The sequence below is a fragment of the Devosia insulae DS-56 genome (assembly GCF_000970465.2).
Lineage (GTDB): Bacteria > Pseudomonadota > Alphaproteobacteria > Rhizobiales > Devosiaceae > Devosia_A > Devosia_A insulae.
In genome coordinates this window covers 13521-29543 of the sequence record NZ_LAJE02000342.1, presented here as the reverse complement: position 1 = coordinate 29543, position 16023 = coordinate 13521, and the positions used below count along the sequence as shown (strand labels likewise).

Sequence of the window (16023 nt, the reverse complement as noted above, 5' to 3'; positions counted from 1 at the left end):
CTGCCGGTTGAGGAGCGTCACCGCCGGCCCCCGGTTGGAGGGCGTCCACCGGTCCTGGGCTCCCACCTCGAAGGGCGTCGGACCGGTCTTCTTGACCTCGCCGTCCCAGCAGAACGACACGAGGTTCTGCGGCAGCACCTTGTCGATGGTCAGATGGAACTTACCGACCGGGCCGGCCCAGTTGGCGCCGGTCGACCAGATGTAGCTGACCCAGCCCTCGGTGAACGGCGCGCCATAGGGCTCGTCGGGGTTTGGCAGCGTCTTCTTGACCGTGTTGATGAAGCTGTCGTCGGTGCAGTACTTGCGCTTGTACTCGACTGCTGGATCGTAGCCCTCGTAGGGCGGCGACAGGAACGTCACGGCCACCGTGCCGCCGACGCTCGGCTTGTACTGATGCTCGACCGTCACCGTTTCGCCAACCGGGAAATGCGCCTCCCAGCTATAGGTCGAGCGCAGCGTCCAGACCGGCCAGTATTCGGTCTGCATCCCCTGCCCCTGGTCGAATTCCATCGGGATCACCAGGGCGCGATGCAGCAGCTCTCTCTTGGTCGCTTCATCGAGGGCGTTGATCGCCTTCACCGTCGCGTCGCCGTAAGGCGTCAGCGGCAGGCCGAGATCGGTGAGGTTCTGCGTGTAGTCGATATTGGTGGCGAACACATACTGGTGCAGTTCGGCCGAAACCGGCTCGCCGTTCACCAGCGTTTCAAAGCCGAAGATATTCTCGGGGTCCTCGGTGGGGATCGCCACCATGAAGTCGCCGTCACCGGTGATATCGGGCATCGGGAAGGCCACCAGCGCGTCGGTGTCCTCAGTCCCTTCGTTCCTGAACTCGTACTTCACCCGAACCTGCTCAGGCGAGACGTAGAGATCCTCGCTCAGCATCTTCACGTCATCAGTCTGGACGAACACCAATCCGCCGGCGCCCAGCGTCGACATGGTGTCATTGGCAAGCGTCGGCGCCGTGGCGAGCACGGCGAATATGCAGGCGGTCGACAGGATCCTCATACGGCGATCTCGGCCTTGATGGACGGGTGCGCATCATAGCCGGTGATCATGAAATCCTCGAACTCGAAATCGAAGATGTCGCGCTTGTCGGGGTTGATGGTGAGCCGCGGCAGCGGGCGCGGATCACGGCTGAGCTGCAGCCGGGCCTGGTCGAAATGGTTGTGGTAGAGGTGCAGATCGCCGAACGAATGGACGAACTCGCCGGGCTTCAACCCGGTCACCTGCGCCATCATCTCGGTCAGCAAGGCGTAGGACGCGATGTTGAACGGCACGCCGAGGAAGATGTCGGCGGAGCGCTGGTAGAGCTGGCAACTGAGCTTGCCGTCAGCCACGTAGAACTGGAACAGGCAGTGGCACGGCGGCAGCGCCATGTCGTCGACTTCAGCCGGGTTCCAGGCCGTGACGATGTGGCGGCGCGAATCCGGCTTGGTGGTGATGGACTTCACGACATTGGCGATCTGGTCGATCGTGCCACCGTCGCCATCCGGCCAGCTCCGCCATTGCGAACCATAGACCGGCCCGAGGTCGCCATTCTCGTCGGCCCACTCGTCCCATATTTTCACGCCGCGCTCCTGCAGCCAGCGCACATTGGTTTCGCCGCGCAGGAACCAGAGCAGTTCATAGACGATCGACTTGATGTGCAGCTTCTTGGTGGTCAGTAAGGGGAAGCCCTTGCCGAGGTCGAAGCGCGTCTGCCGGCCGAACACCGAGCGGGTGCCGGTGCCGGTGCGATCAGGCCGATCGGTGCCGTTATCGAGGACGTCGCGGAGAAGGTCTAGGTATTGGCGCATCCGCTCAGCTTACTGCGATTCGGAGGCGCTCCGACCGGCTTCCACAGGGCGGTTTGCATCACGCGCCCGTCGCGCCTATATAGGGCTTGCCGGCAACGGCTATGGCGATAAACGGCTAGCGTAATAAACCTATTGGACCCGGGGGCAGTGCCCGGCGTCTCCACCAGAACTCCCCGTCGTGGCGGGCTCATGGGGACGAAACAGGATCGACAAGGGCGTAAAGGTTAGACTTTTGCTCGGCATGGTACCACCGATATCGGGCCATCCTAATAGTTGCCAACGACAACTATGCTAAGGTTGCTATCGCTGCTTAATGCGGCGCCGGCACCTGAACTAGAAGTCCTCCGGGCCTAGCAGTCCGACAGGCGGGGTTCGCAGGCACCTGGCAACAGAAGCCTGCACTTCCCTCACACCACCGGCATTCACACGAGCGTCCCCACGTCGCGGACGACGGTTGCCGTTTTGCCTTGAATTGTGCGCCTCGCAGCGGTGATATGGCCCCTTACGGGGATTCCCCCGCACGCAAGGACGATATGGCTGAAGACCTGATCCGCTACGATATTCTGGCCCAGGAAGCGCTGCGCGGCGTGGTGCGCAAGGTGCTGTCCGAAGTGGCGCGGACTGGCCTGCCTGGCGACCACCACTTTTTCATCTCCTTCGTCACCAAGGCGCCCGGGGTCAGGATGAGCCAGCGGCTGCTCGAGCAGTACGACAAGGAAATGACCATCGTGCTGCAGAACCAGTTCGGTGCGCTCAGGGTGACCGAGACCGGCTTCGAGGTCGAACTTTCCTTCGACGGGCGGCCGGAACTGCTGGCCATCCCCTTCTCCGCCATCAAAGGCTTCTTCGACCCTTCGGTACAGTTCGGCCTGCAGTTCGATGTCGAACGCGTAGCCGGCGAGGATGCGGAAGTCGAACCCGAGATCGCCGACGAGCCGCATGCGAGCGCACCGGCAAAGCCTGCCGCCGCCGCTCCGGAAGCGCAGGGCGAAAAGGTCGTGAGCCTCGACAGCTTCCGCAAGAAGTGACGGCTCGGTGGAGAAGCGCTCGCTGACCATTGCCGGGCACCGCACCAGCATCGCCATCGAAGGAGAATTCTGGGCCGGGCTCGAAGCCATGGCGCTCGCCGGTGGCAAATCGATCGCGGCAGTGATCGCCGAGATCGACCAGGAGCGCGAAGCGCCAAACCTCTCATCCGCCGTACGGCTGGCCGTGCTCGCCTGGTATCGCGACCGCGGCTAGTTCCCCAGCCCGATATCCATCGGCCGGTTGAACTCCTCGAGCGCCTTGCGCAGGTCTTCCTCTTCCTTCGCCTTTTTCGCCGCTTGCTCGTCGGCCGCCTGCTTGGCGGCCGCCTCTTCCGCCGCCTGCCTGGCCGCAGCCTCTTCGGCGGCTTTTCTGGTGGCGGCTTCGTCGGCGGCCCGGATGGCGGCGGCCTCGGCAGCGAGCCGAGCCTTTTCGGCTTCCTCGGCCTTCAGACGTGCCTCGTCCTCTTCACGCAGCTTTTCCAGCCGTGCCACCTCGGCCTCGTAGGCCTTGACCATGATGGCATCGACCAGGCTCGAGACGTCGAAGGTCCGCTCGGGCGCCAGCAATGTGCCGCCGAGCCGCGCAGCGACCCGGGCCGAGCCGCTATCGACCAGCGCTGCCGGCGTCACCGCCGTCGGCGCGATGGCGTAGTCGCCCGCCAATCCGAGATCGCTGAGGTGGATCGAGCCACTGCCGAACACCTGCCCGCCATCCCCCTCGATCGACAGATTGGGGCTGCGCAGCACGCCGCCGGCGATGTTGAAGCTGCCCGTCACCTGCGGCGCGAGGAACGGCCCGTCATCCAGACGATCCTCGATCAGCGCGCTCAATTCCTCGGGCTGCATTTCGAGCACGTTTTCGGCATTGGCCAGCTGGCTCAGTGCCTGCGGATCGAGCCGCTCGATCTTCAGCCCGCTCACCGTGTAGGTGCCCTCGCCGGTCAGTGCGCCGAGAATGCCGGCAACCGAGCCGCCAGTGCCATCGAACCGGCCGGAGGCGTCGAGCGTGCCGTCGAGCGCGTCGGCGACCGGCGGCGGCGCGACGCCGTCGATCGACACCCCGATCAGCGAAATGCGTCCGGTGACCTGCTTGTCGGTCAACGGGCCCGAGCAGCAGACCGCGAGTTCGAGGCCGATCGAGCCGTTGCCAAGCTTGCCGGTGAGGTTGCGAAGCCGGGTGGTGGTGGCGTCCCAGTCGAGATCGAAGGCGAGATCGGTGACCAGTGGCTTGCCGGCGACCGCCAGCGCCGGAGCGGTGACGGAAACGCGTCCGGTAGTGGCGCGTTGCCCATCGCCGGTGGCGAGTGGTCCATCCGGCCAGAGGCCGCTGCCTGAGAGCTGCGAAGCCGGCCCAACGAGGGTTTGCAGCAATCCGCCCATCTCCAGCTGCCCCGCGGCGATGCTGCCGCTGACTGCGCGCGTAGGTCCGCGGTTCACCAGCTTCAGGCTGCCGGTGAAGCTCTCCGCGCCGGAGGTGCCGGTGATGTCGGAGAGCTGAACATCGGAGAACCCGGTGAAATCGAGCCGCGCCGACGCCGCGATGGCCGGCAGCGACACGCCACCCGCCCCCAGCCAATCCGCGAAGGCAGTGGGATCGGCAAGCGTCGCCTTGATGGTGCCCTTACCGCTATAGGCCGCCGGATCGGTCACCACGAGGTTTCCCGAAAAACCGAGGGAGTCGCCGCCGCCTTCGACCAGCACGGTGGTCTCGAGGCTGTTGGCGATATTCCCGTCGATCACGCCCAGCAGATGGACCGGCTCGCCGACGCCGAACAAGCTGACTTCGCCGAGGCCGAGCTGCGCGGTCATCGCGGCCGAGTCGGCTGACTTCATGTCGAGCCGAACTTTGACCGGCCCCGACAGCGCCCGCAGGAAACCGGCCTGCAACTCGGCGTCAGCGGCAATCTCAGCGGTGCCTAGGCGGCCGGAGACGGCGAGGCTCTGCGCCCCGTCGCCGCTCGGCGCATCAAGGCGCAGCGCCAGGTCTGCAGGCAGCGACGGCGTGAGGAAGCTCTCGATGGCCGGCGAGGCGCCGATCGCTTTGTAGAAGCTTGCCAGTGCGGGCGCATCCGCAGAGGCGACGGTGAGCGTGCCCGAACCGGAAAGCTCCGGCTTGGTAATCGAGCCGAAGGCGGTGAGCGCGGCCTTGAACTTCGCACCGCCCAGATCGCCGGCGGAAATGTCGTCGACCACCAGCACACCGCCGTCCCAAGAACCCCTGGCAGAAAGCGCCCGGCCGTTCAGCCCGCCCAAGGTCATGCTGTCGGCGACCAGCTCGAACTCGCCCTTCGGGAAGGTCGCGGGGAATGCCGCATCGGCATTGAAGTCGGGCAGCAGAGCCAGCAGGGCTGCGCTGCGCGCCGCCTCGAGCTGGCCCATATCGGCAGCGATGTGGAGGTCCGGCGTGGCGCCCAGCCCCAGCTGTGCCGAAAAGGACCGCGCTTCGCCGTCGAGTTCGACCCGCCCATCGCTGACCGACAGCGTCTCGCCGACCAGGTCGACCCTGGCCTCGATCGCGCCCGGCATGCCGAACAGCGGGTTGCCGTCGGCTGGTTTCCGCCACAGCGTGGTCAGCGCGTCGAGCCGCTGCGACTTCAGCGACATGGTGCCGGAGAACTCAGGACGGCCGGTTTCAGTGGTGACTTCGCCGCTGAGCGATACGCGGGTGTCGCCCGGCAGGATCCCCGTCAGTCCGCGGACCGTCCAGCCACCGGCATGGGCCGTTGCATCCAACCGGACATTGCGGAGCGAGAACGCCCTGAGGTTCACCTCGGACACATCGAGGCCGATGGTTCCTGGAATCCCCGGCGCAGTGGGGAGCGGCAGTTCGCGCAACAGCCGGACCAGCTCATAGGGCTCGACCGCCTGTTCGGCCGTCGCGTCGCGCGGCGGCAGCGCCAGCAGGCCACCCGAGATTACCGCGTTGAAGGCCATGCCGCGCCCGAGCGTTACATCGGCAGCACCGAGCAGGCGCGTCGCGGCGCGGTTCTCGTCGGGGATCACCACATAGTCCGAGAGCAGCACTTTGCTGGGGCTGGCCTCGACCTTGCTCGTCATCACCAGGTCGCCCTGCCCTGCGTCTTCCTCCTTCGCCGGTTTCGGCGGTGGCTGCCGGTAGGTCATGGTGCCGATGAAACCGGGGGTCAGCCCGGGAGTCAGAAACCCCTCGGCAGCCAGGGTGAAGCGCTCGTCGGCCGGCCTCAGGGTCATGGCGAGCGAGCCACCACCCTCAGCATCGAGCTGTCCGGTGGTGACGCGCAGCGCATAGACGGCGCCATCGACATTGCCAGTGCCCTGGAACGAGAACGGCCCGCGCAGCGCTTCGAGCTTCAGGTCGCCGGCAACGTTGGAGGCGATATAGGTCTCGCCGGCCCGGGCGTCGCGCAGCTTGACGGTGCCGCCGCTGACCACGGCGTTGGCGACGGAGATATTGCTGCTCACCGCACGGGCGAGCGCGATGCCCGCATCCACTGAGCCATCGGCCGCGACATCAATCGAAATGGTCGGCCCATCGAGCTGCAGTTCGGTGACGTTGTAGCGGTCGCGGAGGAAATCGATCAGCGAGAAATCCGCCTCGACCCGCTCGACCGTGAGGTTCGGCGCCTCGGGCGGGCCGGCGCTGACATTGGAGAAGGTCAGCTTGGGCTGTGGCAGCAGCGAGAACGCTACGTCGCCTTCGATGCGTACGGGCGTGCCCAGCACTTCACCGGCGATGGCGGCGAGGCGGTCGCGATACTGCCCCCAGGGGATGAAACTGGGCACGACAAAGGCCGCGGCGAGCAGCAGGATCGCAATGACGCCGACGACGATGTAGAGCCGGTTGAGCACGGGTTCGGTGAATCCTTGCAAAAGTGCAGCAGAGTTTAGGCAATGGCTGCTGCCGCGTCACGCGCGGAACAGCGGCTCTTCGTCACTATCGCTGCCCTGCCGAATTCAGCCAGCTCCAGGCGGAAAACACGAGTCCCCTTCGGGGCCTACATCCACTTCTTCTTGCGCATGAAGAGGAAAATCGCGACGCCGAGCAGGCCGAGGAAGCCGGTGACGATCCAGAAGGCGTAGGGGCTGTCGTGGAAGGGGATGCCTTCGACGTTCATGCCGAGGATGCCGCTGATCACGGTGAGCGGCATCAGCACCACGGTTGCCGCTGCCAATAGCAACATGGTCTGGTTCATCTGCTCGGCCCGGGTATCGAGCAGCTGTTCATGCACCAGCACGGCGCGCTCCGAGAGGGTCTGCATCTCGTCGCCGAGCCGGGCGGTGCGGGCCGCCGCCTCGCGCAGGCGGACGCGGTCGCGGGCGGTGAAGAAGCTCAGGTCTTCGATTTCGAGCGTCGTCAGCACATCGCGCTGCGGCCAGATCAGCCGGCGCATGTTGATCAGCGTGCGGCGCAGATGCGCCAGCCGCGAGCGGGTGTCGCCGGCCCGGTTCATCATCAGCATCTCCTCGATGCTGTCGAGGCTGTCGCCCATGCGCTCGATCAGCGGCTCGATGCGGTCGGCGGCGCGCAGCGCCAGGCGGGCGACCAGGTCGGCGGGCGAGACCGGAGCGTGGTGCGTCTGTTGCCACTGGGTAATGCCGAGGAACTCGACGATGTTGAGCTCCGACGCGATGATGACCCGCCCCTTCTCGATCCACAGCGTCAGCAGCTGCCGGCCGACATCCTCGGGATCGGCGCCAGGCCGGGCGACACGCAGCACCACGAGCGCCCGGTCATCGAGCACGGTGCAGCGGCTGCGGGTCGAGGGCACGGTGATGAGATCGGCGTTGAAATCGCCGAGCTCGCGCTTCAGCCAGACCTTGAACTCCGGCGCCCGCGAGTTGCCCGAGATCAGCGCAAAGCCTTTGGCTGGAGTGGTGAACGTCGCCTCCTCGGCCTCTTCGAGCTTGCGCACGCCGCCACGGCCGTCGAACTGGACGATGGTCATCCAGTCCTTGATCGGCTGGCGCTGATTGCTGGCCGGCATTGTTTCGCCCATGGAGGCTCCGTTAGCTCAGGCGTGACAGAGCCTCGGTGAGGCGGGCACGGCGGTCCTCCGCCTCGGCGCGGCGGCTGCGCTGTTCTTCGATCACCTCTTCGGCGGCCTTGGCAAGGAACTGCTCGTTGCTCAGCTTCTTGTCGATCTTGTCGATCTCGACCGTCTCCTTGGCGATGTCCTTCTTCAGCCTACCGCGCTCAGCATCCAGATCGATGACACCGGCGAGTGGCAGCACGAAAGTGGCTTCGCCGAGGATCAACTGGGCGGAATCGCGCGGCACGTCGGAGGTATAGTCGACGCTCTCGAGCCGGGCGAGCCGGGTCAGCGCCGAGAGATTGGCCTCGACCCGGATACCGGTCGTCTCCCCTGCCCCAACCACCAGCAGCTTCACCTTGGCGCCGGCCGGGACGTTCATTTCCTGGCGGACCGAGCGGATGCCGGAGATCAGCGACACCAGCCAATCGAGCTCGGCCTGCGCTTCAGGATCCTCGAGGCCGGCCAGTTCCGGCCACTCCGAGATGATCAGCAGCTTTTCGCGCCCCGGCCCGGTCTTGCCGGTTTCGGCCCACAGCTCTTCGGTGACGAAGGGCATGAACGGGTGCAGGAGCTTCAGGATCTGGTCGAGCGCGAAGGCCGCGGTCGCCTGGGTCTCGGCCTTGGCAGCCTCGTCCTCGCCGGTGAAGACGGGCTTGGCCAGCTCGATGTACCAGTCGCAGAAGGTGCCCCAGACGAAATCGTAGGCGGCGTTGGCGGCTTCGTTGAAGCGGTAATCGTCGAGCGCGGCGGTGACGGCGGCCACGGCACGAGCGGTCGAGCCGACGATCCAGCGGTTGATGGCGAGGGTGTTCTTTTTCGGATCGAATGCTTCGACGCGGGCGCAGCCGTTCATCTCGAGGAAGCGCGCGGCGTTCCAGAGCTTGGTGACGAAGTTGCGGTAGCCCTCGACGCGGGAAATGGCGAGGCGCATGTCGCGGCCCTGCGCCGCCATGGCGGCAAGGGTGAAGCGGGTGGCGTCGGCGCCGTATTCGTCGACGAGGCTCAGGGGATCGATGACGTTCCCCTTGGTTTTGCTCATCTTCTGGCCCTTCTCGTCGCGGACCAGCGCATGCATGTAGACGGTGTGGAACGGCTCGGTGCCGGTAAATTCCAGCCCCATCATCATCATGCGGGCGACCCAGAAGAAGATGATGTCGAAGCCGGTGACCAGCACGTCGGTCGGATAGTACTTGGCAAGCTCGGGCGTCTGGTTGGGCCAGCCCATGGTCGAGAACGGCCACAGCGCCGACGAGAACCAGGTGTCGAGCACATCTTCGTCGCGGTGCAGCGGCACCTTGCTGTCCGAGAGCTCGGCGAACGGATCGCGGTGCTTGCGCATGTTCCAGGTGTCGGCGTTCAGCCGATCACGCTGCGTGGTGTCGAAGCTGGTGACGGCCTTGGCATAGTCGGGCGCGGTGGCGCCGCCCTGATAGACCTCGATCTTGCGCGCGCCGTAATAGGCCTGGGCGAGCTTGATCGCCTCGGCTTCGCTGCCGGCGACGAAGCACTTGAGGCCGGCATCACGGTTGTTGAAATCCGGGTCGGTGCTGAGCCGTGGGCCGTACCAGGCCGGAATCTGATGGCCCCACCAGAGCTGACGCGAAATGCACCAGGGTTTGATGTTCTCCATCCAGGCGTAATAGGTGTTCTCATAAGCCTTGGGGACGAACTTGGTCCGCCCCTCCTTCACCGAAGCGAGCGCCGGCTCGGCCAGGATGTCGGCCTTGACGAACCACTGGTCGGTGAGGAACGGCTCGATGACGATCAGCTTCGACTTCTCGTCATAGGGGACCATGATCTTCTTGTCGTCGACCCAGACGAGCACGCCCGAGGCCTCGAGTTCGGCAATGATTTTGGCGCGCGCATCGAACCGGTCGAGCCCGCGATACGCCGCCGGCACGGTGTTGTTCAGCGTGGCCGTGGTGGTGAAGATGTTGATCGGCTTCAGGCCATGGCGCTGGCCGACTTCGAAGTCGTTGAAGTCATGCGCCGGGGTGATCTTCACCGCACCCGAGCCGAGCTCGGGGTCGGCGTATTCGTCGCCGATGATGGGTATGCGCCGACCGACGATCGGCAGGATGACGTGCTTGCCGATCAGGTGCTGGTAGCGCTCGTCCTCGGGGTGCACGGCAACCGCGACGTCGCCGAGCATGGTTTCGGGACGGGTGGTGGCGACGGTGATGGTCTCCTCGCTGCCCTCGATCGGGTAGCGCAGATGCCACATCTTGCCATTGGTCTCGATGTTCTCGACTTCGAGATCGGAGATGGCGGTTTCGAGGCCGGGGTGCCAGTTCACCAGGCGTTTGGCGCGATAAATCAGACCCTTTTCGTAGAGCGTGACGAACACCTTGCGGACCGCCTCGGACAGGCCCTCGTCCATGGTGAAGCGCTCGCGCGACCAGTCGGCGGAGGCGCCGAGGCGGCGCAACTGGTTGAGGATGGTGCCGCCGGACTCGGCCTTCCACTCCCAGACGCGCTCGAGGAACTTTTCGCGGCCCATCTCGCGACGGCCCGGCTGCTGGCGTTCGGCCAGCTGGCGCTCGACGATCATCTGAGTGGCGATGCCGGCGTGGTCAGTGCCGGGCTGCCACAGCACATCCTTGCCACGCATGCGCTCGAAGCGGATCAGGATGTCCTGGATGGTGTTGTTGAGCGCGTGCCCGATATGCAGCGAGCCGGTGACGTTGGGCGGCGGAATGACGATCGAGAAAGTCTCGGCGCCGGGCTTGGCCCCGGCCCCGGCCTTGAAGGTGCCAGCCTTGTCCCACTGCTCGTAGATGCGGGTCTCGACGGCGGCGGGGTCGTAGGTCTTCTCAAGCATCGGTGGTTTCCAACGGCAAACGGCCCGCGCGCACCAAAGCGCCGGCGGGCCCCAGAACTCAGTGGCTAGGTCTAAAGCAAAGGCGCGAGGGGGAAGTCAACACAAACGCATGTGGTGACGCTGTTCTGCCATGCAAGGGACGACTGAGAGAGACGGCCCCCTCCCGGCCTCCCCCATGAAGGGGGAGGTGAAGAGTCGAGGCTGTGGCTCGATCGTACCCAAAGCACCGGCGCGGCACCTCCCCCTTCATGGGGGAGGATGGGAGGGGGCCGTCTGCTTCAGGTGACGTCTATTTGCCGCCGCGCGAAACCCGGGCGATTTCCTTTTCGACCATGCGCTCGACCACCGAGGGCAGGTTCTCGTCCAGCCATTCCTTCAGCATCGGGCGCAGCATTTCGCGCATCATGTCTTCGATGGTGACGCCGCTGGTCACGGTCGAAAGGCCCGAGAGACGGGCAAAGGTGCTCTTCACCGCCGATTGCGTCGTGGGCTCCAGCAGTTCCTCGGCAAGGTCGGCGGAGAGCGACGGATCGGGCATCGGCGCGGCCGCGGCGACCGAAGTGGCCGGACGCGGCGCCGGGCGCTCATAGACGGGCGCAGCAGCGCGCGGCGGCGGCACGAACACCGGCGCCGGCTCCTCTTCCTGTTCGAAGGAGATGTCGTCGGGGTCGATCAGCGTTGCGTCCAGTTCCGGCGCCGGGGCGCTGCCGCCCAGCAGTTCCGAGAAGCTGAGGCCCGGTTTGGCCCCGTCCTCGGCGGCGGTGTCGCGCAGGATCTGCTCGGAAGAGAGCGCCAACGGCTCGGGCTCGGGCTCGACGGGACGCGGAGCGGGCTGTGGCACGAAGCTGCGGGCCGGCGCGGGCGCCGGCATGACCTGCTTTTTGGGCGCCGCCCCGGCGTCGTCATCGGCGATGATCTGCCGGATCGAGGACAGGATCTCGTCCATCGATGGCTCTTTGGGCGCCGGCTTGTTCATAACTGCCTCACATTACCCGCCAGATACGCGGCCGCACTTTGGGCGGACTCGGCGACACAACCGAATCAACTGCATCCAATTTAGTGCAAGCGATGGCGCTTTGTGAATCGGCGGCACACCAGCCGTAGCGTCTTCCCCCAGGGATTTCCGGGGGAAGACAGTCGCGTAGCGCTTGACCCGAAGCGTCAGGCGAGCGCGGCCCGATGGCGGACGATGGTATAGACGAAGATGGCCATGCCGATGATCGTGGCGATCGAGGCGACCTGGGCCAGCCATTCGCCCTGCCCCGAGGTCGCCATGGCGACGCCGATACCGATGGTCAGGGCGCCGAGCAACGCCACCCAGAAGTGCACCAGCGCCAGCCGGGTCTGCGCAGCGGCCGGCACCAGTTTGTAATAGACGCCGTAGATCACCATGGTGACGAAGCCGACGAGGTTGTTATGGGCATGGCCCGGCGACAGCGTGTGATCCTGCGTGATGGCCATCTGGATGCCCCACGCCATACCCAACAGCGCCAGGACCGCGCCGACGGCGATGAACCAGAACGGTAGTGCTTTCATAGTTCCCCCAGAGAACTGCGGACGCCCCTCGCGCCCGCATCAAAAAAGGCCGCGACGCGGGATGCGCAACGCGGCCTGATTCTGAGGGTATGCCTGCCTTCTTCCCCGGTCCATCCGAACCCGGCAGAGGCGGCGGATATCAGTCGTCGCTGAGGGCGTGGAGCTCGGCCCACACATCCTCGACATTGGCGATATAGCCGTCAGCCGAGTGCATAGCGACCCGGAGACCGAGCACTTCCGGCGACAGCTTGCCGGAGGCGGCGAGCAGCGAGAAGGCAGCGATCATCTTGGTGGAGCGCGCGGTGATCAGCGATTCACGGGCGGTGGTCAGTTCGGCCTGGGCGTTGAGCACGTCGAGCGTGGTCTTCTGGCCGACGTCACGCTCCTGGATGGTACCATCGACCACCAGCTGGCTGGAGCCGACCGCGGCCTGGGCCGAGTCGATCTGCGAGGTGGAGTTCTGCAGCGTCGACCAGGCAGAGATCACCGACTCCTTGATCTCGTCGCGAGCCGACAGCGCATCGACCTCGCTCTGGATCTGCTGGATGTTGGCCTTGCGCAGGCTCGCCGACAGCGCGCCGCCCGAATAGATCGGGATCGACAGCGACAGCTTGGCGGAACCGCCCACGCTGCTGCCGTAGCCCTGCTGGGTGGTATAGCCGGTGGTGGCGTCGATGGCGCCGATCAGGCTGAGGGTCGGGCCGAACGAGGCACTGGCCGCGTCCGATCCGGCCTGTGCCACACGAATGGCGGCGCGGGCCGACAGCAGCGCCGGGTGACGCTCCTGCGCCGAGGCAATGGCACTGTCGATCGAGGTGGGCAGCGACTTGCCGAAGTTGAAATCGGACGTGAGGTTCTTGGGCTTGTGCCCGACCCAGCGCTCGTAGCTCGCCTGGCTGGTCTGCAGCGACGCGATGGCCGAGCGGTACAGCGCCACAGCGGCAACCTGGCGGGTCTTGGCCTGCGACACGTCGATCTTGGTGCCTTCACCGAGGCGCAGGCGATCTTCCGAGGAGCTCACCTGGGCATCGAAGAACGCCATGTTGTCGGAGCGCAGCTGCACCAGCTGGGTGTCACGGATCACCGCGTAGTAGGCCTGCACCACCGCCAGCAGCACGTTCTGCTCGGCGTTGCGCAGCGCGTATTTGGCCACTTCGGTGCCGGCGCGGGCCTGTTCGATCTCGGCGTCGGTTTTGTAGTTGTCGAACAGCGTCTGGCTATAGTTGAGGCTGGTCGAGAAGCTGGCTGCGGTGTTGAATTCCCCGCCCTGCGGTTGCTGCCAGGAGCCGCCGAGGCTGCTCGACAGGCCGAGCGACGGCAGCTGGCCGGATTTTGCCAGCGCGATGTTTTCCGCCGTCGCCTTCACATTGAGCAGCGCCGACATGATGTTGGGATTGTTCTGATACGCGCTCTCCAGCGCCGCCCTCAGACTCTCCGCATGCACCGTCGCCGGCAGCACGCTCAGTACAACGGCAAGGGCGCCCGCCCGCATTGCCCCCAGGAAACGCATAGTCAAAACCTCCGACAGCCTTCCGACGTTACGTCGGGCACATGGGACGCACAACCTCGCAACTCAAGTGTTACGACGTTTTAAGCTTGGAAATGTTTGGCCCCGTGATGAGCCGGCAACACTGCCGGCCCGTGGGTCAGTTAGCAAAACACCCGCTCAGAACACGAAGGCCTCAACCCGCGGCGCTTCGGCCAGCGGCGGCAGCGAGGTGTTGAACTCGCTGCGACCGGCAACCTCGCCGGCGGATTTGACGAAGATGTGCGCGACAGCCGGACCGCCATTGGCGATCAGCACGACGAGCCGCCCGCCCTCGCGCAGCAGGCGAAACAGCGGCGTCGGCTCCAGGGTGACCGACCCCTCGACCACGATGACGTCGAAGTGGTCGTGCGGCAGCCCTGCCCCGTCGAAACTGCCGACGGCGATCTCGGCATTGCTCACGCCGGCGGCCTCGAGATTGGCCCTGGCCTTGCCGGCGAGCTCCGCATCCATCTCGAGCCCGGCTACCGAGGCGCCCAACAGCGCCAGCACGGCGGTCGAATAGCCGGTGCCCGCCCCGACATCGAGCACGCGATCGGTCGCGGCGATCTCGGCGAGCTGCAGCAGCTTGGCAAAGGGCGCCGGCGCCCCGAGATAGCGGCCACCACCCAGGGCATGCACCACATCGGCATAGGCCAGCGCTTCGCGATCGGCCGGCAGGAAGGCCTCACGCGGGACAGTGCCCATGGCAGTGAGGACCCGATGGTCCAACACGCCGCTGGTGCGCAGCTGGTTGTCTACCATCTTGAGGCGGGCATTCGCGAAATCGGCCATATCGGCTCCCTCGGACTGAAGGCGTCAGGCAGGTGCATACGCCCCGCAGATGAATGCTTCAAGGATGTCGACCCGGCGGCGCACATGTGCCCGGCCGGAGCATGCGGCAACTCGGCGCCGCGGCCAGCAAGCCTGCGCCGCTGCTGAGGCCGGGGGAAGGGTCAATGTTCGTGAAAAGAGATTGGAGGCCACATCCGGACTGGCACAATTGTTATAAATCAAAAGCTTAGTAGCTCGGTGGGACACAAAGCGTCGTATTGCTTCGTAAGGGCTTTTGCCCGCCTGTGTCCCACTTTTCAGCGTAGCAGGTGGTGTGCGCCTGCCGTTGCCGTTCGCTTTCGGTCAGCGGCTTTCGTGTAAAGATCGGCCTGCCGTGTTGTCGTCCAACCGAACATGGCTTGTAGTTGTGAAGACGTTGCGCCGTTTTCAGCGGAAATGACTGCATCGGCTTTTCGGATGCCATGAGCCGAACAATGCGGCAGTCCCGCCTCGTCGCACCAGTCACGCATCTTGTTGCCAAGCCCCTTGACGGAGAACGGACGCCCCCATTCGGTCATCAGGAAAATCATGCTGCTCTTCGGCACCAACGCCAGCGCTTCGGCCAAGGGAAGGAGAATTGGAAAATCGACATCCGGAGCCGCCTTCGCGTTCGTTCCCTTGAACGGCTTTATCCTGAATCGCAGTTGCCTCGTGCCGTCTTGCAGCTTCGCTTCGTATAGGTGCTGCCGACCGAACACCGCTACGTCACTGATGCGCAACCCGGTGTATCGAAAGATCGTCAGAGCAAGCCGGGCCTTAGACCCTACCGGATGTTTGTCCTCAAACTTGGCAATCTCTTCCTCAGTCCATGTGTGGTGGCCGTGCGGATTCAGGGGGTCTAACTTCGCGACATTGGCGGCAGGGTTATGCGTCGCCAGCTTCTTTTTCGTCGGCCCCTCGTTTTTCATCGCCCACCCAAACATTGCCGATATGATTTTTACCCGGTGGTTAGCCGCTTCTGGCGCACTCGCCTTGTCGTTCCGGATTTCCTCAACGTTCGTCTGGCTCATCATCGCATACGGGCGATCACCAATAGGCGTCCGCCCTTTCCCTATTTCGGTAAGCTGACAGATTTCCGCAAACCGCAGTTCCTTTTGTCGCCGGGTTTTGGGTGCCTGAGTGACGACTTCACGCCGCATGTATTCATGCACGAGATACCGGAACGTGCCGACTGTGGGCCGACCCAGCTTCGGCAACTCCGCCTTAGGCGGAGCCTCGTCTTTCACGAACGGAATCCCACGAAGAGCGCAACGATACTCTTCATGAAATTCTTCGGAACCGACGCGCTCGCGCAGCCTGATTTTGGGTTGGCCGCGCTTACGGAAATAGACCCGCTCGTTCCCGTGACGATCTTGATCAATCGTGATGTGCTTTAGCTTAAGTTCCATCGTCACCAGCCCGATGCACTAGCCGCGAAGGCATTGTTCGAGTCTGCGTGAGGCAGGCAGTCAAAGGCCTGATTGACCTCTAC

Annotated in this window: 12 protein-coding genes and 1 other RNA gene; 3 read left to right on the top strand and 10 right to left on the bottom strand. The window is 64.9% G+C overall.

Features of this window, described 5'->3' with window-relative positions; genetic code table 11:
• Positions 1 to 1005, bottom strand: a 1005-nt coding sequence (locus tag VW23_RS22485; protein ID WP_069911731.1) for a DUF4424 domain-containing protein, incomplete at its 3' end; no start/stop codon positions are given.
• Positions 1002 to 1796: a thymidylate synthase gene (locus VW23_RS22480; protein WP_069911730.1), complete on the bottom strand. Its 795-nt coding sequence runs from the start codon at positions 1794 to 1796 to the stop codon at positions 1002 to 1004. The genes VW23_RS22480 and VW23_RS22485, both read right to left, overlap by 4 nt.
• Before the next feature lie 49 nt (positions 1797 to 1845).
• Between VW23_RS22480 and ssrA the strand changes: the two genes are divergently transcribed.
• The 3 genes from ssrA (at position 1846) to VW23_RS22465 (ending at position 3038) form a co-directional block, all read left to right on the top strand.
• Positions 1846 to 2199: a transfer-messenger RNA gene (gene ssrA, locus VW23_RS22475) on the top strand.
• A gap of 130 nt (positions 2200 to 2329) precedes the next feature.
• Positions 2330 to 2824: an SspB family protein gene (locus VW23_RS22470; protein WP_069911729.1), complete on the top strand. Its 495-nt coding sequence runs from the start codon at positions 2330 to 2332 to the stop codon at positions 2822 to 2824.
• A 7-nt stretch (positions 2825 to 2831) separates the two neighbouring features.
• Positions 2832 to 3038, top strand: a complete 207-nt coding sequence (locus VW23_RS22465) for a ribbon-helix-helix domain-containing protein (protein WP_069911728.1) — start codon at positions 2832 to 2834, stop codon at positions 3036 to 3038.
• Here VW23_RS22465 and VW23_RS22460 read toward each other — a convergent pair.
• From VW23_RS22460 to VW23_RS22425, 8 genes are all read right to left on the bottom strand, one after another.
• Complete coding sequence (locus tag VW23_RS22460) at positions 3035 to 6652, bottom strand: AsmA family protein (protein ID WP_069911727.1); 3618 nt, start codon at positions 6650 to 6652, stop codon at positions 3035 to 3037. The two genes, VW23_RS22465 and VW23_RS22460, sit on opposite strands and share 4 nt — an antisense overlap.
• 146 nt (positions 6653 to 6798) lie before the next feature.
• Positions 6799 to 7788: a CorA family divalent cation transporter gene (locus VW23_RS22455; protein ID WP_176730465.1), complete on the bottom strand. Its 990-nt coding sequence runs from the start codon at positions 7786 to 7788 to the stop codon at positions 6799 to 6801.
• Positions 7789 to 7810: 22 nt separating this feature from the next.
• Positions 7811 to 10657 carry a valine--tRNA ligase gene (locus VW23_RS22450; RefSeq protein ID WP_069911725.1) on the bottom strand — a complete coding sequence of 949 codons (2847 nt, stop codon included), beginning with the start codon at positions 10655 to 10657 and terminating at the stop codon, positions 7811 to 7813.
• A gap of 289 nt (positions 10658 to 10946) precedes the next feature.
• On the bottom strand, positions 10947 to 11603 hold the full coding sequence (locus VW23_RS22445; protein ID WP_176730464.1) for a PopZ family protein: 657 nt from the start codon (positions 11601 to 11603) through the stop codon (positions 10947 to 10949).
• A 215-nt stretch (positions 11604 to 11818) separates the two neighbouring features.
• Positions 11819 to 12193 (bottom strand): hypothetical protein, encoded by a 375-nt coding sequence (locus VW23_RS22440; RefSeq protein ID WP_069911723.1) that lies wholly within the window; start codon positions 12191 to 12193, stop codon positions 11819 to 11821.
• A 139-nt stretch (positions 12194 to 12332) separates the two neighbouring features.
• Entirely contained in the window at positions 12333 to 13703 is a 1371-nt protein-coding gene (locus tag VW23_RS22435; protein ID WP_084646387.1) for a TolC family outer membrane protein, read from the bottom strand.
• 156 nt (positions 13704 to 13859) lie between these two features.
• The gene (locus tag VW23_RS22430) at positions 13860 to 14513 is read right to left on the bottom strand and encodes a protein-L-isoaspartate O-methyltransferase family protein (protein ID WP_069911721.1); all 654 of its coding nucleotides are present in this window, start codon (positions 14511 to 14513) and stop codon (positions 13860 to 13862) included.
• A 296-nt stretch (positions 14514 to 14809) separates the two neighbouring features.
• Entirely contained in the window at positions 14810 to 15940 is a 1131-nt protein-coding gene (locus tag VW23_RS22425) for a tyrosine-type recombinase/integrase (RefSeq protein WP_084646386.1), read from the bottom strand.
• Positions 15941 to 16023 lie beyond the last annotated feature (83 nt).

Bases quoted from the DNA above. Each gene is read 5' to 3' on its own strand.
- VW23_RS22470 (WP_069911729.1), top strand. From the start codon at position 2,330: ATGGCTGAAGACCTGATCCGCTACGATATTCTGGCCCAGGAAGCGCTG.
- VW23_RS22455 (WP_176730465.1), bottom strand. From the start codon at position 7,788: ATGCCGGCCAGCAATCAGCGCCAGCCGATCAAGGACTGGATGACCATC.
- VW23_RS22425 (WP_084646386.1), bottom strand. From the start codon at position 15,940: ATGGAACTTAAGCTAAAGCACATCACGATTGATCAAGATCGTCACGGG.
- VW23_RS22445 (WP_176730464.1), bottom strand. From the start codon at position 11,603: ATGGACGAGATCCTGTCCTCGATCCGGCAGATCATCGCCGATGACGAC.
- VW23_RS22430 (WP_069911721.1), bottom strand. From the start codon at position 14,513: ATGGCCGATTTCGCGAATGCCCGCCTCAAGATGGTAGACAACCAGCTG.
- VW23_RS22450 (WP_069911725.1), bottom strand. From the start codon at position 10,657: ATGCTTGAGAAGACCTACGACCCCGCCGCCGTCGAGACCCGCATCTAC.
- VW23_RS22480 (WP_069911730.1), bottom strand. From the start codon at position 1,796: ATGCGCCAATACCTAGACCTTCTCCGCGACGTCCTCGATAACGGCACC.
- VW23_RS22440 (WP_069911723.1), bottom strand. From the start codon at position 12,193: ATGAAAGCACTACCGTTCTGGTTCATCGCCGTCGGCGCGGTCCTGGCG.
- VW23_RS22435 (WP_084646387.1), bottom strand. From the start codon at position 13,703: ATGCGTTTCCTGGGGGCAATGCGGGCGGGCGCCCTTGCCGTTGTACTG.